18 protein-coding genes and 1 pseudogene are annotated in these 23,645 nt (G+C 62.0%); 6 read left to right on the top strand and 13 right to left on the bottom strand.

The window, feature by feature from the left end:
* Positions 1 to 20 precede the first annotated feature (20 nt).
* Positions 21 to 1,355 carry a serine protease gene (locus GGQ85_RS03380; RefSeq protein WP_309773360.1) on the bottom strand — a complete coding sequence of 445 codons (1,335 nt, stop codon included), beginning with the start codon at positions 1,353 to 1,355 and terminating at the stop codon, positions 21 to 23.
* Positions 1,356 to 1,473: 118 nt separating this feature from the next.
* Between GGQ85_RS03380 and GGQ85_RS03375 the strand changes: the two genes are divergently transcribed.
* Positions 1,474 to 2,274 (top strand): HesA/MoeB/ThiF family protein, encoded by an 801-nt coding sequence (locus GGQ85_RS03375; protein WP_309773359.1) that lies wholly within the window; start codon positions 1,474 to 1,476, stop codon positions 2,272 to 2,274.
* A gap of 157 nt (positions 2,275 to 2,431) precedes the next feature.
* On the opposite strand, the gene GGQ85_RS03370 is transcribed toward GGQ85_RS03375, so the two are convergent.
* A complete protein-coding gene (locus GGQ85_RS03370; protein ID WP_309773358.1) occupies positions 2,432 to 3,433 on the bottom strand; it encodes a 2-hydroxyacid dehydrogenase in 1,002 nt (333 codons plus the stop codon).
* A 378-nt stretch (positions 3,434 to 3,811) separates the two neighbouring features.
* Between GGQ85_RS03370 and GGQ85_RS03365 the strand changes: the two genes are divergently transcribed.
* A complete protein-coding gene (locus GGQ85_RS03365; protein WP_309773357.1) occupies positions 3,812 to 4,342 on the top strand; it encodes an SH3 domain-containing protein in 531 nt (176 codons plus the stop codon).
* A gap of 109 nt (positions 4,343 to 4,451) precedes the next feature.
* Here the strand turns inward: GGQ85_RS03365 and irrA are convergent, their stop codons facing one another.
* Complete coding sequence (gene irrA, locus GGQ85_RS03360; RefSeq protein WP_079445092.1) at positions 4,452 to 4,958, bottom strand: iron response transcriptional regulator IrrA; 507 nt, start codon at positions 4,956 to 4,958, stop codon at positions 4,452 to 4,454.
* A gap of 491 nt (positions 4,959 to 5,449) precedes the next feature.
* On the opposite strand from irrA, the gene fabA reads away from it, so the two are divergent.
* From fabA to fabI, 3 genes are all read left to right on the top strand, one after another.
* Positions 5,450 to 5,974, top strand: a complete 525-nt coding sequence (gene fabA / locus GGQ85_RS03355; RefSeq protein ID WP_309773356.1) for a bifunctional 3-hydroxydecanoyl-ACP dehydratase/trans-2-decenoyl-ACP isomerase — start codon at positions 5,450 to 5,452, stop codon at positions 5,972 to 5,974.
* An 82-nt stretch (positions 5,975 to 6,056) separates the two neighbouring features.
* Complete coding sequence (gene fabB / locus GGQ85_RS03350) at positions 6,057 to 7,280, top strand: beta-ketoacyl-ACP synthase I (RefSeq protein WP_079445090.1); 1,224 nt, start codon at positions 6,057 to 6,059, stop codon at positions 7,278 to 7,280.
* Between the two features lie 177 nt (positions 7,281 to 7,457).
* The gene (fabI, locus tag GGQ85_RS03345) at positions 7,458 to 8,291 is read left to right on the top strand and encodes an enoyl-ACP reductase FabI (protein WP_079445089.1); all 834 of its coding nucleotides are present in this window, start codon (positions 7,458 to 7,460) and stop codon (positions 8,289 to 8,291) included.
* Positions 8,292 to 8,344: 53 nt separating this feature from the next.
* On the opposite strand, the pseudogene GGQ85_RS03340 reads toward fabI, so the two are convergent.
* Positions 8,345 to 8,940 (bottom strand): annotated as a pseudogene (locus GGQ85_RS03340) (glutathione S-transferase family protein).
* A gap of 341 nt (positions 8,941 to 9,281) precedes the next feature.
* On the bottom strand, positions 9,282 to 11,474 hold the full coding sequence (gene katG / locus GGQ85_RS03335; RefSeq protein WP_309773355.1) for a catalase/peroxidase HPI: 2,193 nt from the start codon (positions 11,472 to 11,474) through the stop codon (positions 9,282 to 9,284).
* Positions 11,475 to 11,727: 253 nt separating this feature from the next.
* On the opposite strand from katG, the gene GGQ85_RS03330 reads away from it, so the two are divergent.
* Positions 11,728 to 12,642 (top strand): LysR substrate-binding domain-containing protein, encoded by a 915-nt coding sequence (locus GGQ85_RS03330; RefSeq protein ID WP_079445086.1) that lies wholly within the window; start codon positions 11,728 to 11,730, stop codon positions 12,640 to 12,642.
* Between the two features lie 196 nt (positions 12,643 to 12,838).
* On the opposite strand, the gene pnp is transcribed toward GGQ85_RS03330, so the two are convergent.
* From pnp to rimP, 8 genes are all read right to left on the bottom strand, one after another.
* Positions 12,839 to 14,992 carry a polyribonucleotide nucleotidyltransferase gene (gene pnp, locus GGQ85_RS03325; RefSeq protein ID WP_309773467.1) on the bottom strand — a complete coding sequence of 718 codons (2,154 nt, stop codon included), beginning with the start codon at positions 14,990 to 14,992 and terminating at the stop codon, positions 12,839 to 12,841.
* A 322-nt stretch (positions 14,993 to 15,314) separates the two neighbouring features.
* A complete protein-coding gene (rpsO, locus tag GGQ85_RS03320; protein WP_079445085.1) occupies positions 15,315 to 15,584 on the bottom strand; it encodes a 30S ribosomal protein S15 in 270 nt (89 codons plus the stop codon).
* A 2-nt stretch (positions 15,585 to 15,586) separates the two neighbouring features.
* Complete coding sequence (gene truB, locus GGQ85_RS03315; protein WP_309773354.1) at positions 15,587 to 16,813, bottom strand: tRNA pseudouridine(55) synthase TruB; 1,227 nt, start codon at positions 16,811 to 16,813, stop codon at positions 15,587 to 15,589.
* Between the two features lie 5 nt (positions 16,814 to 16,818).
* Complete coding sequence (gene rbfA / locus GGQ85_RS03310) at positions 16,819 to 17,232, bottom strand: 30S ribosome-binding factor RbfA (RefSeq protein ID WP_309773353.1); 414 nt, start codon at positions 17,230 to 17,232, stop codon at positions 16,819 to 16,821.
* A gap of 152 nt (positions 17,233 to 17,384) precedes the next feature.
* Entirely contained in the window at positions 17,385 to 20,003 is a 2,619-nt protein-coding gene (infB, locus tag GGQ85_RS03305; protein WP_309773352.1) for a translation initiation factor IF-2, read from the bottom strand.
* A 68-nt stretch (positions 20,004 to 20,071) separates the two neighbouring features.
* On the bottom strand, positions 20,072 to 20,737 hold the full coding sequence (locus GGQ85_RS03300) for an RNA-binding protein (RefSeq protein ID WP_079445082.1): 666 nt from the start codon (positions 20,735 to 20,737) through the stop codon (positions 20,072 to 20,074).
* A gap of 262 nt (positions 20,738 to 20,999) precedes the next feature.
* On the bottom strand, positions 21,000 to 22,607 hold the full coding sequence (gene nusA, locus GGQ85_RS03295; protein ID WP_079445081.1) for a transcription termination factor NusA: 1,608 nt from the start codon (positions 22,605 to 22,607) through the stop codon (positions 21,000 to 21,002).
* Positions 22,608 to 22,610: 3 nt separating this feature from the next.
* Positions 22,611 to 23,390: a ribosome maturation factor RimP gene (gene rimP / locus GGQ85_RS03290; protein WP_309773351.1), complete on the bottom strand. Its 780-nt coding sequence runs from the start codon at positions 23,388 to 23,390 to the stop codon at positions 22,611 to 22,613.
* Positions 23,391 to 23,645 lie beyond the last annotated feature (255 nt).

Genomic DNA, 23,645 nt, shown 5'->3' with positions numbered 1-23,645 from the left:
ATCCGAGTGGATGTGCCGATTTATCTCCGTACGCAGATGACGCGAACCACGGCGGCTTCTGCATCAAGCGTTCCGTCGGACGTCACATCGTTTGCTTTCAGAAAATCGCGGACGGCTTCCACTGGAGCGAGCACGGCCTGTGCGGCCGTCGCCGCATCCGAAAGCCCGGCGATGTCCGCCGGCTTCAGGAGTGCAAGCCCTGCGAGCTTTCCGTTTGCATCGAGCGCCGCCGCGCCGGAAAAACCCAATGCCGGCGCCGGCGTCAGCATCAATTCATCGCCGCCCTGCGTCACCGAGGCCTTGATGCGACTGACGGCGGAGCCGCCGCCCTGGTTTTGCGGATCGGTGATGCCGACCAGATCGACGCCACCTTTTGCCGGATCGCGACCGAGCGCGATCGGATGCAATCCATGTGCGCCGTAGATGCGCAGCAGCGCGAGGCCGTGATCCTTGTCGTCGGCGATCCTGTCCGCATTGCCATGGCCCGCGACGACAATCGACCGGCATCCGTCGGTGGCGTCGCGTCCGGTGATGATCGCGCCGTCGCTGCTGACAGTCACGCCGCTTGCATATTCCACCATCTTGCGAAGCGCCGGACCGTTCGCCGGAAACGGGTCGAATGCGCTCGACATGGCGATCACCACCGGCTCCATGACGCCTTCGGTGGCCTGATCGTAGAGAATGGTCAGGATGCGCGCCTCGCTATCGCGAAGTTGGCCGCGCATGTAGAACTTCTTCAGACCCTGTGTGCCTGACAGCACGAAGACATCCGGTTTGACGGCGCTGTAGTCGATCTTGCGACCGGCGGGCTGCTTGCGTTCGTGGTCGACCAGCCTTGCGGTTGTGAGGCCGGCTTCCTTGCGGCGCATGACGAAGATCTGGATCGTGCCGGTTGAAGAACTCCATTTCGTGCCTTCGCCCTCGCTCGATTGCTGCGGCACCAGCCTCGCCGGCAGGCCCAGCCGAACGCCGATAGCGGCATCGGCGGCGATCTTCCAGCCGACATTCGCGCGCGCTTTCCGCGCTGCCGCGGCGAGAACGCCGCGTTCCTGCGGGTTAAGCACGCCGGTCTGCTTGCCGCCCTGATCGTTCTGGAATGCCTTGATCGCAGCGATGAGCCTGTCGCTGACCTCGCCATTGATGAGGCCGTTATAGTGGCTGGTCCATGCCAGGTCGGATTGAAGTGCTTGCAGCGTCGCGGGTGCCATCGCGCTTACGGTGTCGGCCGGGGTTTGCGCCAGCGGGCGGGTGGCTGCCGGTTTGTTTTTCGCGCTTCCGGCAGTTCCGCCGGTTTGCGCCTGGGCATACATCGTGGTGGCCACGATCATCAATGCCGCGGCCATCGTCGCTCGCATGGCAGCTTTCGCCTCCGTTGAAACGGCGCTATTGAAACACATCTGCGTGGCCGGCAACAGCAGCCACTGAGGTTCTGGCCCGCGTGCGGCGCTGGATCGAGACGAGAACGGCAGGACGATGCTGAGCGCCGACGAACTTGAACGCTATGCCCGCCACATCGTGATGCGCGAAGTCGGCGGCCCCGGCCAGAACGCGCTGCGCAATGCGCGCGTGCTGATGATTGGAGCCGGGGGTCTCGGTGCGCCGGCGCTGATGTATCTGGCGGCCGCGGGCGTGGGTACGCTCGGCGTCATCGATGACGACGTGGTGACGCTGTCGAATTTGCAGCGCCAGATCATTCACGCGACGCCGGATATCGGCAGTCCCAAGGTCGAGAGCGCCGCGGACAAAATCCGCGCGCTCAACCCGCATGTCGTATTCCGCGCTCATCACATGCGGCTGGATGCGGCGAACGCGTTGTCACTGTTTGCAGACTACGACATCGTCGCCGACGGCTCGGATAATTTTGCCACGCGCTATCTGGTGGCGGATGCCTGTTATCTGGCGAAGAAGTCGCTGGTGACCGCCGCGCTCGGGGTGTTCGACGGATCGCTGACGACGATCCGCGCGCACGAAAAAAATGACGATGGCGAGTTCAATCCGACGTACCGTTGTCTGTTCCCCGAACCGCCGCCCGAGGGCACGGTGCCGAGCTGCCAGCAAGCGGGCATTCTTGGCGCGCTGGCCGGCGTGCTCGGCTCGATGACGGCGTTGGAGGTGATCCGCGAGATCGTCGGATTCGGCGAGGGGCTGGTCGGGCGTTTATTGATGGTGGATGCGCGCGCAATGCGGTTCGAGACGCTGAATTACAGACGCGATCCGTCGAATCCGCTCAACGGCGATCATCCGACTATCAGGGATTTAAGCGCGTATCGCTGACGGATGATAGCGCAGGTTCGCTTGCCGTCATTGCGAGGAGGCGAAGCGGACGAAGCAATCCAGTTTTTTATGCGGTCCTGGATTGCTTCCGCTTGACGCAAACCCGGCGCAGCCGGTCTTGCGTCGCTCGCAATGACGGGGTTTGCGGAGCGCTTCCTCACAACATGCTCGGCAGCACGCGGTCCGGCGGCTTGTGCGCATCGAGGAAGGTGCGAATGTTGATGATGACCTTCTCGCCCATTTCGACGCGGCCCTCGATGGTGGCGGACCCCATATGCGGCAGCAGCACGACCTTGCCGGCCTTGGCAAGGCGGACCAGCCTGGGGTTGACTGCAGGTTCATGCTCGAACACGTCGAGCGCCGCGCCGGCGATTTCGCCGGCCTCGATCAGTTTCGTCAGCGTGTCCTCGTCGATCACAGTGCCGCGCGCAGTGTTGACGATATAGGCGTCCTTGCGGATCAGCTTGAGGCGGCGCGCCGACAAGAGGTGGAAGGTGGCCGGGGTATGCGGACAATTCACCGAGATGATGTCCATCCGTGCCAGCATCTGGTCGAGCGAATCCCAATAGGTCGCGCCGAGTTCGTCGGCGATCTTCGGCGCCACGGGCTTGCGGTTATGGTAGTGGATTTGCAGGCCGAAGGCGTGGGCCCGGCGCGCCACGGCCTGACCGATGCGGCCCATGCCGATAATGCCGAGCCGCTTGCCGCCGAGCCGCCGGCCGAGCATCCAGGTCGGCGACCAGCCCGGCCAGTCACCGCCCGCGGTCAGCAGCGCGGCGCCCTCAATGAAGCGGCGCGGGACTGCGAGAATCAGCGCCATGGTCATGTCGGCGGTGTCTTCGGTAAGAACGTTCGGCGTGTTGGTGACGGTGATGCCGCGCTCGTGCGCGGCGACAACATCGATATTATCGACGCCGTTGCCGAACTGCGCGATCAGCTTCAGCTTGCAATCCGGCTGTTTCAGCACGGTCCCGTTAATATCGTCGGTCACCGTCGTGACCAGGATGTCGACGGTGCGGACGGCGTCCATGAGCTGTTCGGCCGTCATCGGCCGGTCGTCAAGATTGAGCCGCGCGTCAAAGAGTTCGCGCATTCGAGTCTCGACCGAGTCCGGCAGCTTGCGCGTGACGACAACCAGAGGCTTTTTCTTGATCGACATTTGATGCTCTCTAGTTTCCGATTTTCGAAATTCGTAGACCCCTGCGGCAACCTTTGATGAAACATTGGAGTGACGCGGTGACGCCACGCGTTCGAGTTCGGAAACTGCCTGTGGCAACCCACAATCCAAGCGAATCAGGTTCTGCGGACATACCGTTCAGTCCCTGTTAACCCACACGTTCGAAACTGCAGTCGCTGGCTGATATCGGCTGTCTCCCTGGTATCCCGGGTCCCTCGCATCTTCCGTGCACTTTCCCGGGCTTCTCCCCGGTCATCCTGGGTTTGATCCTCTCTAGCAGAAGGTCGTGCCAAGGCAAGACGGGTCCGGAAGACGGGGCGGCCGGTTCGGGTGGTATGGTGGACGTCTCGGGGGCAGGTGATGATGGTGAAATGGCGCACTATTTCCATGGTGTTCGCAGCGGCGATGCTGAGTGCGGTTGGGCTCGAAACCACCGCCGCCGCCAAGGACTCCGCGCTATCCACCAGCGGACTGCCGGTTCCGCGTTATGTGAGCCTGAAGTCCGACCACGTGAACGTCCGCGCCGGTCCGACCAAGGATAACGACGTCGCCTGGGTCTATACCAAGGCCGGCCTCCCCGTCGAAATCACTGCGGAATTCGAGAATTGGCGCCGCATCCGGGACTCCGAGGGAGCCGAGGGGTGGGTCTATCACTCGCTGCTGTCAGGCCGTCGCACCGCAGTCGTCACGATGAAGACGAAGAACGACTTCGCGCTGCTGTATGATCGCGCGGATGTTCAAGGCAATGTGGCTGCCCGCTTGCAGGCTGGCGTCGTGGCGCAGGTCAAACATTGCGCGTCGGGATGGTGCCATGTTGCGGGTGACGGCTTCGACGGCTGGATCGAGCAGCAGCGACTCTGGGGCGTCTATGCCGATGAGAAAATCAACTGATCGTCGTCCGGCCACGTTCGCCGGAACGTTGGACTAAACACCTCTCACAAAACCAAATGCCCGGCGCAGGGCCGGGCAGCGGGAACATCGTTCGAAACTGCGAGTCGGATTACCGCTTCTTGCGCAGCCGTACAACCATATCGATACGGCTGATCTCGTAGCCTTCCGGCACGTTCGGCATCTTCGGCATCACCAGATGCGGATCGGGGATGTCGACCAGTTCGTGATTGTTCTCAAGATAGAAGTGGTGATGGGCGGTGACGTTGGTATCGAAATACGTCTTGGTGCCGTCGACGCTGACCTGGCGCAGCAGTCCGGCGTCGGTCAATTGATTGAGCGTGTTGTAAACGGTGGCGAGCGAAACAGGAACCTTGGCGAGAGTCGCTTCTTCGTAAAGCATTTCCGCCGTGAGATGGCGTGCGCCCTTGCCGAACAACAGCCAGCCAAGCGCCATACGCTGCCGGGTCGGCCGCAGCCCGACCGATTGCAGCATTTCGTTGACGTCGTGCCAAGGGCAGCCTGTCAGAGTCGGCTGCCGCCCATGACCGACCGCTGATACATCATGGTCGTCCTCGGTCACAACTACGATGTTCTCGCTTGTACTCACGCCATGCATCCGAAAAACTCTTAATCCAACCGTCAACCGTTCCCCAAGGGAGCTTGCTGTCTCCTACTATAGGAAAGAAGGTCCTTAGATGCAAGTTTTTCGCAACTAGAACGGCTCAAAACTCGTATCCGAGTTCCGCGCTTTTCAGCGGGCCTGACGCGTGCGGAGTACAAAATATATATACTTATCAATAACTTACGTTTTCTGGTCCGGATCGCAAGTGGGGACGAAGGGTAGCTGTCCCCGTAACCGTCACCTTACGATCGGCTTGGCAGGTCAGGCGAATCGCACGGTTGCCCGCCTCGCTCGAATCATCGCCTGCATCACATAGGATCGCCAGACGCTCACGCGAAACGGGTGCTCTTTGCCCCCTCCGGACCCTGTGTTAGAGAGCCACAATGCGCTGATCTTTAGGATCAGTGTCCGTCTCAGTTGAAAAAGCACACGTCTCGTGCGCCTTTCCAACCATCATTGCCCAACAGAGAGAAAGGCCACGCAGCATGCAGGACCGGCGCAGCAGCTATGATTACGAGGGTTTGCTGGCTTGCGGCCGGGGGGAGCTGTTCGGGCCGGGAAACGCCCAGTTGCCTTTGCCACCGATGCTGATGTTCGATCGCATCACCGACATCACTGAAGATGGCGGGGAGTTTGGAAAAGGATTGATCCGCGCCGAACTCGACGTCAAACCCGACCTCTGGTTCTTCGGCTGCCATTTCAAGGGCGATCCGGTGATGCCCGGCTGCCTTGGCCTCGATGCGCTATGGCAGATGGTTGGATTTTTTCTGGGCTGGACGGGCGGTGAAGGCCGTGGACGTGCGCTCGGTATCGGCGACCTGAAGTTCTCCGGTCAGGTGCTGCCGCACATTCGCAAGGTCGTCTACAATGTCGACGTCAAGCGGGTGATGCGCTCGAAGCTCGTGCTCGGAATCGCGGACGGGTGGCTTTCCGCCGACGATGATATTATCTACCGCGCGAAAGACCTGAAGGTCGGTCTGTTCAAGCAGGATGCAAAACCGGGGACGTGACGGCCGAGGTCGCCGGACGATGCAGGTTGGGTTTTTGACGAGGACGCTTCATGAGACAATATGACTTTGATGCGAGGAGATCATGAGGCGGGTGGTCGTCACGGGGATGGGCATTGTCTCGTCGATCGGAAACAATACTCAGGAAGTGCTGTCCAGTCTCTTCGAGGCCAAATCCGGCATCACGCGCGCGGAGAAGTATGCGGAGCTCGGTTTTCGCTCTCAGGTGCAGGGTGCGCCGACGCTGAATCCGGCCGATGTGATCGATCGTCGCGCGATGCGCTTTCTCGCCGAAGGCGCGGCATGGAATCACGTTGCGATGGAGCAGGCGATCCGCGATTCAGGTCTGGAGCCGAATGACATCTCCAACGAGCGAACCGGAATCATCATGGGTTCCGGTGGCCCGTCCGCTCGTACAATCGTGGAAGCGGCTGATATCACGCGGAGCAAAGGCCCCAAGCGCGTCGGTCCGTTCGCGGTGCCCAAGGCGATGTCATCCACCGCGTCGGCGACGCTCGCCACCTGGTTCAAGATCAAGGGGGTCAACTACACGATTTCATCGGCCTGCGCGACGTCCAACCACTGTATCGGCAACGCCTATGAGACCATTCAGATCGGCAAGCAGGACATCATTTTCGCCGGCGGTTGTGAGGAACTCGACTGGTCTCTCTCGGTGCTGTTCGACGCCATGGGCGCGATGTCCTCGAAATACAACGATACGCCGGCGACAGCCTCGCGTGCTTATGATGTCAGTCGCGACGGCTTCGTGATCGCCGGCGGCGCCGGTGTCGTGGTTCTGGAAGAACTCGAGCATGCGAAGGCCCGCGGCGCACGCATTTACGGCGAAGTCGTCGGCTATGGCGCAACGTCCGACGGCTACGACATGGTTGCGCCGTCGGGCGAGGGCGCCGAGCGCTGCATGAAGATGGCGATGTCGACGGTGAAAACGAAAGTCGACTATATTAACCCGCATGCGACCTCGACGCCAGCGGGAGATCCGCCGGAAATCGAGGCGATCCGCAAGGTGTTCGGCACGGGTGACAAGTGCCCACCGATTTCCGCTACCAAGTCGCTGACGGGACATTCGCTCGGCGCGACCGGCGTACAGGAAGCGATCTATTCGCTTCTGATGATGAACAACGGCTTCATTTGCGAAAGCGCCAACATCACCGAACTCGATCCGGTGTTCGCGGATATGCCGATTGTGCGTAAGCGTATCGACAACGCCAAAATTGGCACGGCGATGTCGAACTCGTTTGGTTTCGGCGGGACCAATGCCACGCTGGTGTTCAAACGATTAGATGCGTAATCGGTTTGAGCGGCGGTGCTGAAGATCTGCGGCGTCGCGGCGATATCGATATTGTCAAGACCGGGCTTAGCGCGAAGCATGTCTTGCGCGGATGACCCGGCCATCCAAACCTTTTAACCTGTCCACGTCGCTAAGGCGTGGATGCCCGGCACGGAGCCGGGGACGACGGAGTCTCGCATGACACACCTGATGCAAGGCAAGCGCGGCTTGATCATGGGGGTCGCCAACGACCACTCGATCGCCTGGGGTATCGCCAAGACACTGGCCGCGCACGGCGCGGAACTGGCCTTCACCTACCAGGGCGAGGCGCTGGCCAAACGGGTCAGGCCGCTCGCCGAATCGGTTGGCAGCAAAATGGTGCTGCCGTGCGATGTCGAGGACATCGCCTCTGTCGACAAGGTGTTCGCCGATATCGGCAAGGCCTGGGGCAAAATGGATTTCCTGGTTCATGCCATCGCGTTCTCCGACAAGAGCGAACTGAATGGCCGTTATGCCGACACGACGCGCGCGAATTTTGCGCGCACCATGCTGATCTCGTGTTTCGCCTTCACCGAAGCGGCGAAACGCGCCGCTGCCCTGATGCCGGACGGCGGCAGCATGCTCACGCTGACATATAATGGCGGCGACCGCGCGATGCCGAACTACAACGTGATGGGCGTCGCTAAGGCAGGGCTGGAAGCATCGGTGCGCTATCTGGCGGTCGATTTCGGCGGGCAGAACATCCGCGTCAATGCCATTTCGGCCGGCCCGATCCGCACGCTGGCCGGTGCCGGGATCGGCGATGCACGCTTCATGTTTGCGTTCCAGCAGAAGCATTCGCCGCGAGGACGTGGCGTCAGTCTCGATGAACTTGGCGGCGCCGGGCTTTATTTGTTGTCGGATCTGTCCGGCGGGGTTACCGGCGAGATTCATTTCGTCGATTCCGGCTACAACATCATTGCGATGCCGCAGCCCGACGCGCTGCGTAGCGACGGCATGAGCAACGGCGCGTCGAACGATGCGGCGAAGTAGGGCTTTGAAGCGGCGCGTTAGTTGCGTCTTCTCTCACAAGCGAAAAAGCTGAATCATCCTGCCGCGATTGTCTCCGCACGTTGAAACGCCGGCCGCGCCATGCAGCGGTCGATGTAGCGATCGAAGGCTGGCCGTGGCGGCACCATCTTGAACTGGCGGATCGCGAAGTTCAGTCCGGAGCCGATTACGATGTCGGCGGCGGAGAAGTCGTTGCCGAGAATCCACGGCCCCTCTTCCAGCGCCTTGTCGAGCACATCGAACACCTGAGTGGCGTTCCCCCACGCGGCCGTGCTCGACGGCACCTCGAGCTTGGTGAAAATCTGGATCAATGCCGGCTCGATGCAGCTCGGTCCGAAGAACAGCCATTGCAGATATTTTGCACGGCGCGCATCGCCGAGCGGCGGGGCTAGCTTTGCATCCGGAAAACGCTCGGCGACATAGGCGCAGATCGCCGCCACCTCGGCGGTCGCAATGTCGCCGTCAGTCAGTGCGGGCACCTTGCCCATCGGGTTGATGGCGAGAATTCCGGCGCTTTCTGCGCGCCGGTTGAGATGTCGATCAAGACCCGCTCGTAGGGTTGTCCGGTTTCCTCCATCAGCCAGAGCGTAGTGAACGAACGCGAGCGCGGCGACCAGTAGAGTTTCATCATCGAACAGTTATCCTTTCTTCTGGAGTCTGTTTCACCTGCATTGAATCGGACCTGATCTGCTTTTAGTTGAGCATGATCTTGTCCGAAAACCGGTTTCCACTTTTCGGGATCATGCTCCCGCGATCGTTTGGCCGTTGGTGTGGCGGGCTGGATAGCCCCTTGTAAGTGAACGGGATCGCCATATCGCGACACTGGAGCGGGATGAGGAAAAGTGTGCAGCGGTTTTCCATCCCGCTCTCAAATATCGGAATCGACGACAAAGCCCCTGCGATGTGATCGCAGGGGCTTTGTGTTGAACTGCATTTCGCGACAAGAATCGTCGCGCCGCGTGATCGCTGCGATCAGGGCTTCAGATCGAAGCGGTCGGCGTTCATCACCTTGGCCCAAGCGGCGGCGAAGTCGTTCGCGAACTTTCCCCTGGAGTCGGCGCAGGCATAGACTTCTGCAAACGCGCGGAGCTGGGAGTGCGAGCCGAAGATTAGATCGACGCGGGTGCCGGTCCATTTCAGCGTATTGGTCTTACGGTCGCGGCCTTCGTACACGCCATCCTGACCGGCAACCGGTTGCCACTCGGTATCCATGGTGAGCAGGTTGACAAAGAAGTCGTTCGTCAGCTTGCCCGGCCGGGTGGTGAAGACGCCGTGCTTGGAGTCGCCGGCATTGGCGCCGAGCACGCGCAGACCACCGATCAGCACGGTCAGCTCGGGGCCCGTCAGCTTCAGCAATTGCGCGCGGTCCACCATCGCTTCCTCGGGCGCCATGAACTGCTGCTTCTTGCTGTTGGTGTAGTTGCGGAAGGCGTCGGCTCGCGGCTCGAGCGGAGCGAACGAGTCGACGTCGGTCTGGTCCTGCGACGCATCCATGCGTCCCGGCGTGAACGATACCTTCACGTCGATCCCGGCATCCTTGGCCGCCTTCTCGACCGCAGCCGATCCACCGAGCACGATCAGGTCGGCGAGCGAGATCTTTTTGCCGCCCGTCTGCGCGCCATTGAATTTGGTTTGGATCTCTTCGAGCTTCGCCAGCACTGCTTTCAGTTGGGCCGGCTGGTTGACCTCCCAGTCCTTCTGCGGAGCGAGGCGGATGCGCGCTCCATTGGCGCCGCCACGTTTGTCGGAGCCGCGGAAGGTCGAGGCCGAGGCCCAGGCGGTCGAAACCAGTTGCGCCACGGTGCAACCGGATGAGAGGATTTTCGCTTTCAGGTCGGCGATGTCGTTGTCGTTGACGACTTCGTGGTCCACGGCAGGAATCGGATCCTGCCAGATTAGCACCTCCTTCGGCACCAGCGGACCGAGATAACGCTGGCGCGGTCCCATGTCGCGATGGGTGAGCTTGTACCAGGCGCGAGCGAAGGCGTCCGCGAACTGGTCCGGGTTCTCGTGGAAGCGCTTTGAGATCTTCCCGTAGATGGGATCGAAGCGCAGCGAGAGGTCCGTGGTCAGCATGGTCGGCACGTGCTTCTTCGATCCGTCGAAGGCATCAGGCGTGATGGCGGGCGCGTCTTTCGCTTGCCATTGATGAGCGCCAGCCGGGCTCTTGGTCAGCTCCCATTCGTATTTGAACAGCGTATCGAAGAAGTTGTTGTCCCACTTCGTCGGCGTTTGCGTCCAGGTGACTTCCAGGCCGCTGCCGATTGAATCGGCGCCTTTGCCTGAGCCGAATTTGCTTTTCCAGCCGAGGCCCTGATCCTCGATCGCGGCTGATTCCGGTGCCGGGCCGACCAGCGATGCATCGCCTGCGCCATGGGTCTTGCCGAAGGTGTGGCCGCCTGCGATGAGCGCGACGGTCTCCTCGTCGTTCATCGCCATGCGGAAGAAGGTCTCGCGGATGTCCTTGGCGGCTGCGATCGGGTCTGGCTTGCCGTTCGGTCCTTCCGGATTGACATAGATCAGGCCCATCTGCACGGCGCCGAGCGGTTCGGCAAGCTCGCGTTCGCCGCTGTAGCGCTCGTCGCCCAGCCACGTTCCTTCCGGACCCCAGAACAGTTCTTGCGGCTCCCATTCATCGGCACGCCCACCGGCAAACCCAAAGGTCTTGAAGCCCATCGATTCCAGCGCGGCGTTGCCGGCGAGAACGTAGAGATCGGCCCAGGAAATCTTGCGGCCGTACTTCTGCTTGATCGGCCACAACAGACGTCGCGCGCGGTCGAGCAACACGTTATCCGGCCACGAGTTGAGCGGCGCGAAACGCTGCTGACCGCCGCCGGCGCCGCCGCGGCCATCGGTGGTGCGGTATGTTCCCGCGCTATGCCACGCCAGGCGGACCATCAGCCCGCCGTAATGACCGAAGTCGGCCGGCCACCAATCTTGGGAGTCGGTCATCAGTGCTTTCAAGTCGTTGATGACGGCGCTCAGGTCGAGGCTGGCGAACTCCTTGGCGTAGTCGAAGTCCCTGCCCATCGGGTCGGACAGGTTCGATTTCTGATGGAGGACCTGAACGTCCAGTTGCTCCGGCCACCAGTCACGATTGCTGTGTCCGTGACCGCCCGCGAAAGGGCACTTGCCCGCGCCTTTGTCATTGGTCTTTGCGTCCATGATTGTCTCCGATGCTGTGCTGTCGCGTTGCCGATGGCTGCCTTGGCAACCCAGAAGCCGCGGTCACCCGATGGAGGCCTCAACGCGGAACCATGCTTGTCCGTTCGGGTGTGCCGGCGCTGATGGTGACAAAGGTTAGGCCCGACGGTGCCGCAGTCCTCCGGCAACACGAGGATGACAGCAGTTTGGGAGAAGTTTTTGATAAGGTCCAGTCGATTTGCCTTCACACCGTGATAAGCTTATCTGATCGAAAATGGTCACGCTCAGACAGCTCCGCTACCTCGCCGCGCTCGCGCGCCACTGTCATTTCGGACGCGCCGCGGAGGCTTGCGCCATCACCCAGCCGGCGCTGTCGATGCAGATACGGGAGTTGGAACAGTTCCTTGGCGTCACGCTGGTGGAGCGGCGTCCCGGCGAGGTGCTGCTGACCGAGCTCGGCCGGGAGATCTCCCGCCGTGCTGAGGACGTGCTGGCGTCGGCGCGCGATCTTGTCGATTTCGCCCGCCATCGCGCAAGCCCCCTGACGGGACGCCTGACGCTTGGCATCATCCCGTCGTTGGCGCCGTATCTGCTGCCGCGTATCCTGCCCGCGCTGCAATCGAAGTTTCCCGAGTTGCAGCTTGAACTGCGGGAAACGCAGACGCGGCTGCTTGTCGAGGAGATCAAGGGCGGCGCGCTCGACGCCGCCATGCTGGCGCTGCCGCTCGGCGAGCCTGACATCGATACGCTCGAACTTTTCAACGACCTGTTCCTGCTGGCGGTTCCGGCAAGCGATCCCCGGTCCTGCGAACGTCGTGTCGCCGCGCAAGACATCGATCAGTCGCGCCTGATCCTGCTCGAGGACGGCCACTGCCTGCGCGATCAGGCACTGGCGTTCTGCGCCACGATCCCGCGTGGGCCGACGCCGGGCGCAACCGGCATGACATTCGGCGCCTCCAGCCTTGCCACGGTGATGCAGATGGTCGCTGGTGGTTATGGCGTGACACTGATCCCGCAGATCGCCGCCGATGTTGAGGCGCGCGACAGCCGCGTGAAATTTCTACGGCTGGAAGAGCCGCAACCTGGCCGCAGCATCGGACTGGCCTTCCGCAGGACCTCTCCGCGCAAGGCCGATTTCGAGGCGCTCGGCGATGTGGTTAAGGATTGTGTTGCGACGAACGGCTCCTAACCCTTCCCTGCAAGGGCGGAGAGGGAGCTGGCTGTACTCCGATGAAGCGTTTCCATCGAAAGAAGCGCTCTATGATTTTTCTGACGCGGTGTCATTACGCGAACTGGTGCCCACTTCGCTTGAAAACGCTTTAGTGGAACAAAAAAAGGCGGCTCGAAAGCCGCCCTTTCGTAACTTTGACCGCGCCTGACGACGCCTACTCGCCTGCGGCCTCGCGTGCCGGCGCTTCGGCCTTCTGTTTGGCCTCGATGTCTTCGCCTGTCTCTTGATCGACCACCTTCATCGACAGCCGAGTCTTGCCGCGATCGTCGAAGCCGAGCAGCTTGACCTTGACCTTCTCACCCTCCTTGACGACGTCGGAGGTTTTCTGCACGCGGCCAGCCGCGAGTTGGCTGATGTGGACGAGGCCGTCCTTGGCGCCGAAGAAGTTCACGAAGGCGCCGAACTCCATCACCTTGACCACGGTGCCCTCGTAGATCTGGCCGACCTCCGGATCGGAAGCGATCGACTTGATCCACTTGATCGCGGCCTTCATCGCTTCGCCGTCGTTCGAGGCCACCTTCACGGTGCCGTCGTCCTCGATGTTGACCTTGGCGCCGGTCTTCTCGACGATCTCGCGGATCACCTTGCCGCCGGTGCCGATCACTTCGCGGATCTTGTCGGTCGGAATCTTGAAGGTCTCGATGCGCGGCGCGTATTCGCCGAGCTCGGCGCGGGCGTTGGTCAGAGCTTTCGCCATCTCGCCGAGGATGTGGATGCGCCCGTCCTTGGCCTGACCGAGCGCGACCTTCATGATCTCCTCGGTGATCCCGGCGATCTTGATATCCATCTGCAGCGAGGTGATGCCGCTTTCGGTGCCAGCCACCTTGAAGTCCATGTCGCCGAGATGATCCTCGTCGCCGAGAATGTCCGACAGCACCGCGTAGCGGCTGCCTTCAAGAATGAGGCCCATGGCGATGCCCGCGGTCGGCCGCTTCAAGGGAACGCCGGCATCCATCAGCGCAAGCGATGCGCCGCAGACCGAGGCCATCGACGATGACCCGTTGGACTCGGTGATCTCGGAGACGACGCGGATGGTGTAGGGGAACTCGTGATGCGGCGGCAGCACCGGATGAATCGCGCGCCACGCCAGTTTGCCGTGACCGATCTCGCGGCGCTTGGTGCCGCCGAGGCGTCCGGTCTCGCCGACCGAGTAGGGCGGGAAGTTGTAGTGCAGCAGGAAGGTTTCCTTGTACGTTCCCGACAACGCGTCGATGTACTGCTCGTCCTCGCCGGTGCCGAGCGTCGTCACGACCATCGCCTGGGTCTCGCCGCGAGTGAACAGCGCCGAACCGTGGGCGCGCGGCAATACGCCGACTTCGGCGACGATGTTGCGCACGGTCTTGACGTCGCGGCCGTCGATACGCTTGCCGGTATCGAGAATGTTCCAGCGCACGATCTTGGCCTCGAGGTGCTTGAACACGCCGGCGATGCGAAGCTTGTCGTATTTCGGCTCCTGGCCCTCCGGGAAGTAATGCGCGATGACCTTGGCCTTGGCAGCGGCAACGGCATTCTGGCGCTGCTGCTTGTCGGCAATGGCGTAAGCCGGGCGCAGGTCGGCTCCGATCAGGCTGAGCATGTCTTTCTCGAGCGCGCTGTCGTCGGCCTGGCTGACTTCGCGCGGCTCCTTCGCAGCCTTCTCGGCCAGCTCGATGATGGCGTTGATGACCGGCTGGAAGTGACGGTGGCCGAACATCACGGCACCGAGCATGATGTCTTCGCTCAACTCCTTGGCTTCGGACTCAACCATCAGCACGGCGTCGGCGGTGCCGGCGACAACCAGTTCGAGCCGGGTATCAACCATTTCGTCCAGCGTCGGGTTGAGCACGTATTCGTCATTCATGAAGCCGACGCGCGCCGCGCCGATCGGCCCCTTGAACGGGGCGCCGGAAAGCGTCAACGCGGCGGACGCAGCCACCATTGCCAGGACGTCGGGATCGTTCTCCATGTCGTGGGACAGTACGGTGACGATGACCTGGGTCTCGTTGCGCCAGCCGTCGGCGAACAGCGGACGGATCGGGCGGTCGATCAGGCGGGAAACCAGCGTCTCTTTTTCGGTCGGCCGGCCTTCGCGCTTGAAATAGCCTCCGGGAATGCGGCCCGCAGCGTAGGTTTTTTCCTGATAGTCGACTGTGAGCGGAAGGAAATCGACGCCTTCGCGCGACGCCTTGGCTGCGACGACGGTAGCGAGCACGACGGTCTCGCCGTAAGTGGCGATCACGGCGCCGTCGGCCTGGCGGGCGATCTTGCCGGTTTCGAGTTTGAGCGGACGCCCGCCCCAGTCGATCTCGACTGAATGCTTGTTGAACATCTTGTTGTCTTTCATGGGTTCACGAAAGCACGGACGCCAGACGCAAAGACCATGCGCAAGATTGCGAGACGCTGGCCACAACGATCGTAGTTGTGTCAGCGTCCGGCGATCCTGCCATGGTCTTCAGGTCTTGAATGGCGTCCATCCTTCCGATGGTACGGGCATTTGACCCGTCATCGCCCAGCCGCCGGATTGCTGCTGGACACGCTCTTCTTGGGCGTGATCTGTTTGCAAAAAGCGCATTTCGTTTTTTGCAGATCACACACATGGCGCGGACATTCAGTCCACGCATCAAGCGCGCAAGGATGCGCGCGGACTTTGCTCAACGGCGGATGTTGTGCTTCTCGAGCAGAGCCTTGTAACGCGCCTCGTCCTTCTTCTTGATATAATCGAGAAGGGAACGACGCGTGGAGACGAGCTTCAGGAGACCACGACGGGAGTGATTATCCTTGGTGTGGCTCTTGAAATGGTTCGTAAGGTTGGAGATGCGTTCCGACAGGATCGCGACCTGAACCTCCGGCGAACCGGTATCGCCCGACTTGCGGGCGCTGGACTTGATGATTTCCGCTTTGCGTTCGGCGGTCACCGACATCGTCAGCCTCTTTCGTTTTCGTTGCGGCCGGAACTGGCTGTCAGCCCGGTCAGGTTGAATACGCGCTTGGGGATGAGTTCGCCGTGCCCCAGTTCGGCGAGGGCCAGCAACCGGCCCGCCACCGTGACATAGACAACGCCGCTACTCTGGGGTGCATCCCGTCCGCGCAACAAAACGGCCTGGCCCCGATGGAGCCTTGCCGCATCAGCCCGAGTGACGGCCAGCGCCGGGATGTCGTCCAGCGCGGTCTCAACGGGCAGAAGAGCGTCCGCGAGGTTTTCCTCACCGGACGCGGCTCTATTGCACAAAGCTTCCAATTCTTCCAGCGGAATCATGTCCGCCTCGCCGAACGGGCCGACGAGCGTCCGCCGTAGCGAGCTGATGTGGCCGTAACAGCCAAGAATCCGTCCCATGTCGCGGGCCAGTGCCCGCACATAGGTACCCTTGCCACACTCGGCCTCGAACGCGGACCGGCCATCATCGGTGTGTTCCACGAGGGTCAGTTGGTGAATTTCGACCTGTCGCGGCTGCAAAGCGACGGTCTCGCCGTCGCGGGCGAGGTCATAGGCCCGTTCGCCCTGGATCTTGATCGCGGAATATTGCGGCGGGGTCTGCTCGATCGTGCCGGTGAAGCGCGGCAGCAGCGCCCGGACCGCGTCCGCATCGGGGCGGTTCGCGCTTGTCGATGTAACCCGGCCCTCGCTGTCGTCGGTATCGCGCTCCTCGCCCCATTGCACCGTGAAGCGGTAGCGCTTGCGGCCGTCCATGACGAAAGGAACGGTTTTGGTGGCTTCGCCAAGCGCGATCGGCAGACCGCCCGAGGCCAGTGGATCGAGCGTGCCGGCGTGCCCGGCGCGTTTGGCCGAAAACAGCCGCTTCACGACCGCCACCGCATGGGTCGAGGTCATGCCGATGGGCTTGTCGAGAATCACCCAGCCATGCACGTCGCGCCTGTCGCGGCGCGGCTGGTTGTTCTGTTTCTTTCTTCCCTCTCCCGCTTGCGGGGTGGGGTGGCGAACCTCACTCGTCTGACGGGTCGCCGAGGAAAACTCGCCCACCCCAATCCTCTCGGAGCGAGTTCTGCTCTCTTCGAGCTCCGAGCGGGAGAGGGAGCTGTCCTCGTCATGTGGCGATGTGTCGGAAAAATTATTTCCGCGATCAGAATTATTTTTCTCGGGCCCGTCCGATTCGCCGATTGGCGAATCGAATGTGCCGTTTTGCATCGTCATGATCGTCAGCTTTCGTCCGAATCCGGTGCGAGGTCTCTCTGCACCGCAGGTGTTCTCAATAATTTCTCGATACGTTCCGCTTCGTCGAATCGTTCGTCGGCGCGGAAGCGGATATCAGGTGCGAATTTCAGGTTAACGCGCCGCGCGATCTCGCCGCGCAGGAATTTCTTGTTGCGGTCGAGCGCCTCGATCACGTCGATGGTGTCGCGGCCGCCGAGCGGCATCACGTAGATCGTCGCGAGCTTGAGGTCGGGGGACATGCGGACTTCGGGCACCGTGATGAGATGTCCTTCAAGCACCGGATCATGCACGTGACCCTGCGAAAGAATTTCGGCGATCGCGTGACGCACGGTCTCACCGACGCGCAACTGGCGTTGCGAGGCACCGGGTTGTTTAGCTTGCTGATGATGGCGCGGCATGAAACGGCGTCTTTCAAACAGTCGTCATGCCCGCGCTTGTCGCGGGCATCCACGTCTTTCTCGAGATATATGGCTTTAGACGTGGATGCCCGGAACGCGTCCGGCCATGACGCCGTATCCCAATTAACGCAGCTCTCTTGTGAGATTCGGACTCACAGCGAGCGCTGAATGGTCTCCACGCGATAGCACTCGATAACGTCGCCGGCGCGCATGTCGCCGTAGTTCTCGAACGCCATGCCGCACTCCTGGCCCGACTGGACTTCCTTCACTTCGTCCTTGAACCGCTTCAGCGTCGACAGCTTGCCCTCGTGCACCACGACATTGTCGCGGATCAGACGGACGTTGGCGCCGCGTTCCACGTTTCCGTCGGTCACGCGGCAACCAGCCACCTTGCCGACCTTCGAAATGTTGAACACTTCGAGAATTTCGGCATTACCCAGCATGGTTTCGCGCAGCGTCGGCGCGAGCAGGCCGCTCATCGCCTTCTTCACGTCGTCCACGAGGTCGTAGATGATGTTGTAGTAGCGGATCTCGATGCCGTTGCGCTTGGCTGCGGCCGCGGCTTCCTTGTTGGCGCGAACGCTGAAGCCGATGATCGCGGCGTTGAAGCCCTCCGCCAGCGTGACGTCGGATTCGCTGATGCCGCCGACGCCCGCATGGAGGATGCGCGCGGCGACTTCGTCGGTGCCGAGCTTTTCCAGCGAGCCGAGGATGGCTTCCAGCGAGCCCTGCACGTCGGCCTTGATGATCAGGGGGAAATCCTTGCGGCCCGCGGTCTTGAGCTGCGACATCATCTGCTCGAGCGAGCCGCGCATGCCGGAGGCGCTGGCGGCGGCGTTTTCGCGCTTCTGGTGAGCGCGATAACTCGTGACCTGGCGGGCGCGGGCTTCGTTCTCGACCACGGCAAGGCGGTCGCCGGCTTCCGGCGGTCCGTTGAATCCAAGCACTTCGACCGGCACCGACGGGCCCGCCTCGTCGACCGTCTCGCCCTGATCCGAAATCAGTGCGCGGACACGGCCCATTTCGGCGCCGGCTACAATGATGTCGCCGACCCGCAGGGTGCCGCGCTGGACCAGCACGGTGGCCACAGGGCCGCGGCCGCGATCCAGCTTGGCCTCGATCACGGTGCCTTCGGCGGGGCGCATGGCATTGGTCTTAAGGTCGAGCAGGTCCGCCTGCAGGGAGATCATTTCAAGCAGCTTGTCGAGGTTGGTCTTGTTCTTCGCTGATACCTCAACGTCGACGACCTGGCCGCCCATCGATTCGACCTGTACCTCGTGCTGCAACAATTCGGTGCGCACGCGCTCCGGCTTCGCGTCGGGCTTGTCGATCTTGTTGATCGCGATGATCATCGGGACCTTGGCGGCCTTGGCGTGATTGATGGCCTCGATGGTCTGCGGCATGACGCCGTCGTCCGCAGCGACGACGAGGATGACGATGTCTGTAACCTTGGCGCCGCGGGCGCGCATCGCGGTGAACGCGGCATGGCCTGGCGTGTCGATGAAGGTTATCTTCTTGCCGCTCTCCGGCGAGGCGACCTGATAGGCGCCGATGTGCTGGGTGATGCCGCCGGCTTCGCCCGACACCACATTGGCGTGGCGCAGCGCATCGAGCAGCGAGGTTTTGCCGTGATCGACGTGGCCCATCACGGTAACGACCGGAGAGCGCGGCTCGGTATCGGTGGAATCGTCAACCACATCGAACAAGCCTTCCTCGACGTCGCTCGCGGCGACGCGCTTGACGGTATGGCCCAGTTCTTCAGCGATGAGTTGCGCGGTGTCGGCATCGATCACGTCGGTGATCTTGTGCATCGCGCCTTGCTTCATCAGCATCCGGATCACGTCCACTGCGCGCTCGGCCATGCGGTTGGCGAGCTCCTGGATGGTGATCGCTTCCGGCACGATGACCTCGCGAATCAGCTTTTCCTTCGGTTCATTCGAGGCATGACCCTTCAGGCGCTGGGTGCGGCGGCGGAACGAGGCGATCGATCGTTCGCGCACGTCGTCGGCGCTCAACGCCGTCGCTAGCGTCAGACGGCCGCGTTGCTTGGCGGGCGCCGGTTTGGCAGCCGGCTTCGGTGCGATCACAGGACGGGCGGGGCCGCCGCCGGGACGACGGACCAGGCGCGGAGCCTCGTCCTCGTCGCTGCCGTCGGCGGCGACAGCGGCCGGCCGCGCCGGAGGCGCCGCGCGCGTGGTGGTGGTCGTGGTCTTGGCCGGTGCAGCCTTGGTCTCGGTTTCGCCGAACCGGCGTTTGGCTTCGAGTTCGGCCTTGCGCTTGGCTTCCTCTTCCTGACGATGGCGCTCTTCCTCGGCCTTGCGGCGAGCCTCGGCGGCCTCGCGCTCGGCCTGTTCGATGCCTTCCTTGCTGTTGCGCCGCGCAGCTTCGGCTTCCGCAATACGGCGCTCTTCTTCGGCGCGCACTTTGGCTCCCGCCAGGGCGCTCGCTCGCGCGCTGCGCTCGTCCTCGGTCAGTTTCCGCAACACGACGCCTGAACCCGAGCGCGGGGCGGCGGGTGTCGCGGCACGAGCCGGTGGAGCCTTGGGAGCCAGCGTCCTGGGGGCGGCCGGCTCCGAGGTTCCCACCGGTTCTGGGCCGGGAGAGTCGCCGCCGATTCGACGCTTGCCGCGTTTTTCGACCACCACCTGCTTGGTACGGCCGTGGCTGAAGCTCTGGCGCACGGTGCCCTGCTCGACGCGAGGCTTGAGCGTCAAGGTCTTGGACGGGCTGACGCTCAGAGTCTTGTCGCCAGGATTTTTCGTATCAACCATTCAGCGGTCCCAATCTTGTTGCGCTGTACGCGATCGCACAGGTGGTGTCGTTAGAATTCTTGCCGTGTTCAGCTGCCTTGCCGCTGCCCGCCATCCTGGTATCGAACCAGGATCTGGCTGCGCTGCAGGAAAGTCTTGCTCGCCGGGCCTGCGAGCAGGGCTGCATGTATCACATTTGCCCTGCCAAGTGCCAAATCCAATTCTGCCGACGTCAGGGTGGTGACAACCGGGATTTCCTGCGTTTTACCGGACTGGACGGCTATTTTGGTGACGGTAGCGTCCAATTTCCGAATTCCGTCTGCGGCGCCGTCTGCGGCGTGAAGCAGGGCAACCGCCTGATGACGAAGCAGTGCGTCCTCCGCTTTTGCGAAACCGGCGACGACCTGACCGGCCTTGGCGGCGACCGCCAGCGCGTCGATTGCGCTGCGGACCATCAACTGCCGGGTCTTCTCAACCAGAGAGGCCGATACGTGAACGTCCCGCTTGAAGCCCTTGCTAAACTGGTGGCGGCGGACCGCCTCTGCAACAGCAGCATGCGAGGCTGAAATCCAGAGACCCCGGCCGGGAAGTTTGCGTTTCAGATCCACGATAACCTCGCCCGAAGGCGAGACCACGAACCGGATCAAGTCGCCGATCGGGCGCACCTCGCGCGTAACCACGCACATCCGCGTCGTCGCGGATTTGTTGGTCCGCGGTCCGTCGTCAAGATCTGCCGGGTCGGCGATGGCGAGCATGTCGTGAACATTCCCCTTGTCATCGGCGGCGAGGTCTTCCCGCGAAGCCGAGTCTGCTTTCGCGGAAGGGGTCCTGGCGCACGTTCCGCAGAAGCGGTGACTGCAAGTTACTGGTTGTGAGCATTTTCTTCACGCTAACCAAACCCACTTAGCCGGAAAATGTTCTGGAGTGTGAATCCCTGCACTGAGATCAGACTCCAGCCTAAATCCTACGAACGAGCATGATCTATCGAAACCGGCTCCCACTTTTCAGGATCGTGCTCTATGCCGGCTGATCTTCAGCGGCGACGGCCTCTGCCGGTTTCGCCAGGTCAGCTTCGCTGATCCAGCCGGCCATCAGGCGCGCTTGCATGATAATGGCCTCGGCATCCTCGCGCGAAATCTCGATGCCGTCGAAATAACCCGCGTGCTTGACCGCTTCGCCTTCCTTGCGTTCGGTCCAGCCGACCAGATCGTCGGTGGCGCAACCGGCCAGATCCTCGACTGTTCTGACGTCGTTCTCGCCAAGTTTGACCAGCATTTTCAATGTCACGCCAGGTACCGTCTTCAGAGCGTCGTCCACGCCGAGTTCCTTTCGCCTGCTTTCCAGTTCGGCCTCGAGTTGCTCGAGATATTCGCGGGCGCGGCTCTGCAATTCGCCCGCGGTTTCATCGTCGAATCCCTCAATGCCGGCGAGTTCCCGCGTATCGACCAGCGTCAGTTCTTCAACAGAGGTAAAACCTTCCGACGCCAGCAATTGGCCGACGACCTCGTCGACGTTGAGCGCTTCCATGAACATGCGAGTCGCATTCTCGAAGTCCGCCTGGCGTCGCTCCGATTCCTCCTGCTCGGTCAGGATGTCGATATCCCAGCCGGTCAGTTGCGAGGCGAGCCGCACGTTCTGTCCGCGCCGCCCGATCGCGAGCGACAACTGGTTGTTGGTATCGGGAACCACAACCTCGATCCGCTCCCGATCTTCGTCGATCACGACTTTTGCGACCTCCGCCGGCGCCAGCGCGTTGACGACGAACGTCGCGATATCGGGCGACCACGGGATGATGTCAATCTTTTCGCCCTGCAACTCGTTGACGACCGCCTGAACGCGCGACCCGCGCATGCCGACGCAAGCCCCAACCGGATCGACTGAGGAATCCCTCGACACCACGCCGATCTTCGCTCGGGAACCCGGGTCGCGCGCCACCGCCTTGATCTCGACGATGCCGTCGTAAATTTCCGGCACTTCCTGTGCGAACAGCTTCACCATGAACTGCGGATGGGTGCGCGACAGGAAGATTTGCGGCCCGCGAGTTTCGCGGCGCACGTCGAAGATATAGGCCCGGACCCGGTCGCCGTTGCGGAAAACCTCGCGCGGCAACATCTCGTCGCGGCGTATGACGGCCTCGCCGCGGCCGAGGTCAACGATCACGCTGCCGTATTCGACACGCTTGACGATGCCGTTGACGATATCGCCGATGCGATCCTTGAACTCCTGATATTGCCGGTCACGCTCAGCCTCGCGCACCTTCTGCACGATCACCTGTTTGGCGGATTGCGCGGAGATGCGGCCATATTCCAGCGGCGGCAGCGTGTCGGCGATGGTGTCGCCGATCTGCGCGCCCGGATTGGCTCGCTGAGCGTCCTTCAGCGAGATCTGGTTCGCGGCGTTTTCGACCTGATCGACCACCAGCATGTGGCGGGTGAGCTGGAGCTGTCCGGTTTTCGGATGAATTTCCGCATGAACGTCGGTCTCACTGCCGTACCGCGCCCGCGCCGCTTTGGCGATCGCATCTTCCATCGCGGCGATCACGATGCCACGGTCGATGGATTTTTCTCGCGCTACTGCGTCCGCGATCTGCAGCAGTTCGAGTTTATTGGCGCTGACAGCGGCCATGACTTAGTCTCCTTCGATGGGATCAATGTCGCCGCGCCGCAGTCCTTCTGCGGTCAGGCGATGTTCCTTGGTGTTCTTCGGCGGCTTTTTCCCGGGGGTTTTTGAGCCGTTTTTGAGTTTCCGTTTCGGCGCGTTGTGTTTCGGTAGATCGTTTTTAGCGTGCAGCGGAAGCGGGGGCAGAACGCCGAGATTCCGTTTCATCTCGCGCTCCGCGATCTTGCCCCGCCGCATCGATTCCGCGATTAACTCGTCGGTCAGAACCAGCCGCGCGTCGGCGATATCCTCCATGATCAGCAGGACATCGGCATCGTCGTCCCGTTGGACGTCGTCCCGATGCAGGCGCACTGCGTTGTCCTCGACGCCCCGAAGAATGCCGCGGAACCGCTTGCGACCCTGATGGGCGACGGCCATCTCGACCTTCGCGAGGTGGCCGGCGTGACGTTCGAAGTCGGATCGGCGCACCAGCGGCCGGTCGATGCCGGGCGACGAGATTTCCAGCCGATAGGCCTTGTCGATTGGATCGGCGATATCGAGCACCGGCGACAGCGCCTTCGAGATCGCCTCGCAATCCTCGATCTGCATCGATCCGTCCGGCCGCTCGGCCATGATCTGCACCGTGCAGCCGGCTTCGCCCGACACCTTGATGCGGACCAGGCGGTATCCCATGCCTTGCAGAACCGGGGCGACCACCGATGAGACCCGCGCGGCGACGCCCGGCTCGACCACGAGACGCGGCTCGTCGAGCAGGTCGTGATCCGGGATCTGGGCAACGGGATCGGTCATATCCGGTTCAAGGATCGCTTTGCAGATATTAATGGGTCTGCCGGTCACAGGCTCTGCCGCCCACTATTGTCGTCCGGGTCGGCGTTGTTGATTGAAGGAACCTGGATACGCCGCGGCGCATGAGGCCCGTTCAGGTAATAAAAAAGAGCGGGTCCCGACGGGTCCCACTCTCGATACGTGCTCGTATGAGAAAGTTTCCACAAATATAGCCGTGTTCGCGCTCCCCGGCAAGGCCCGTCGAGGGCGTCAGAGGCG

The sequence above is a fragment of the Nitrobacter vulgaris genome (assembly GCF_031453995.1).
GTDB classification, from domain to species: domain Bacteria; phylum Pseudomonadota; class Alphaproteobacteria; order Rhizobiales; family Xanthobacteraceae; genus Nitrobacter; species Nitrobacter vulgaris.
This window is presented reverse-complemented; position numbering and strand designations above follow the sequence as displayed.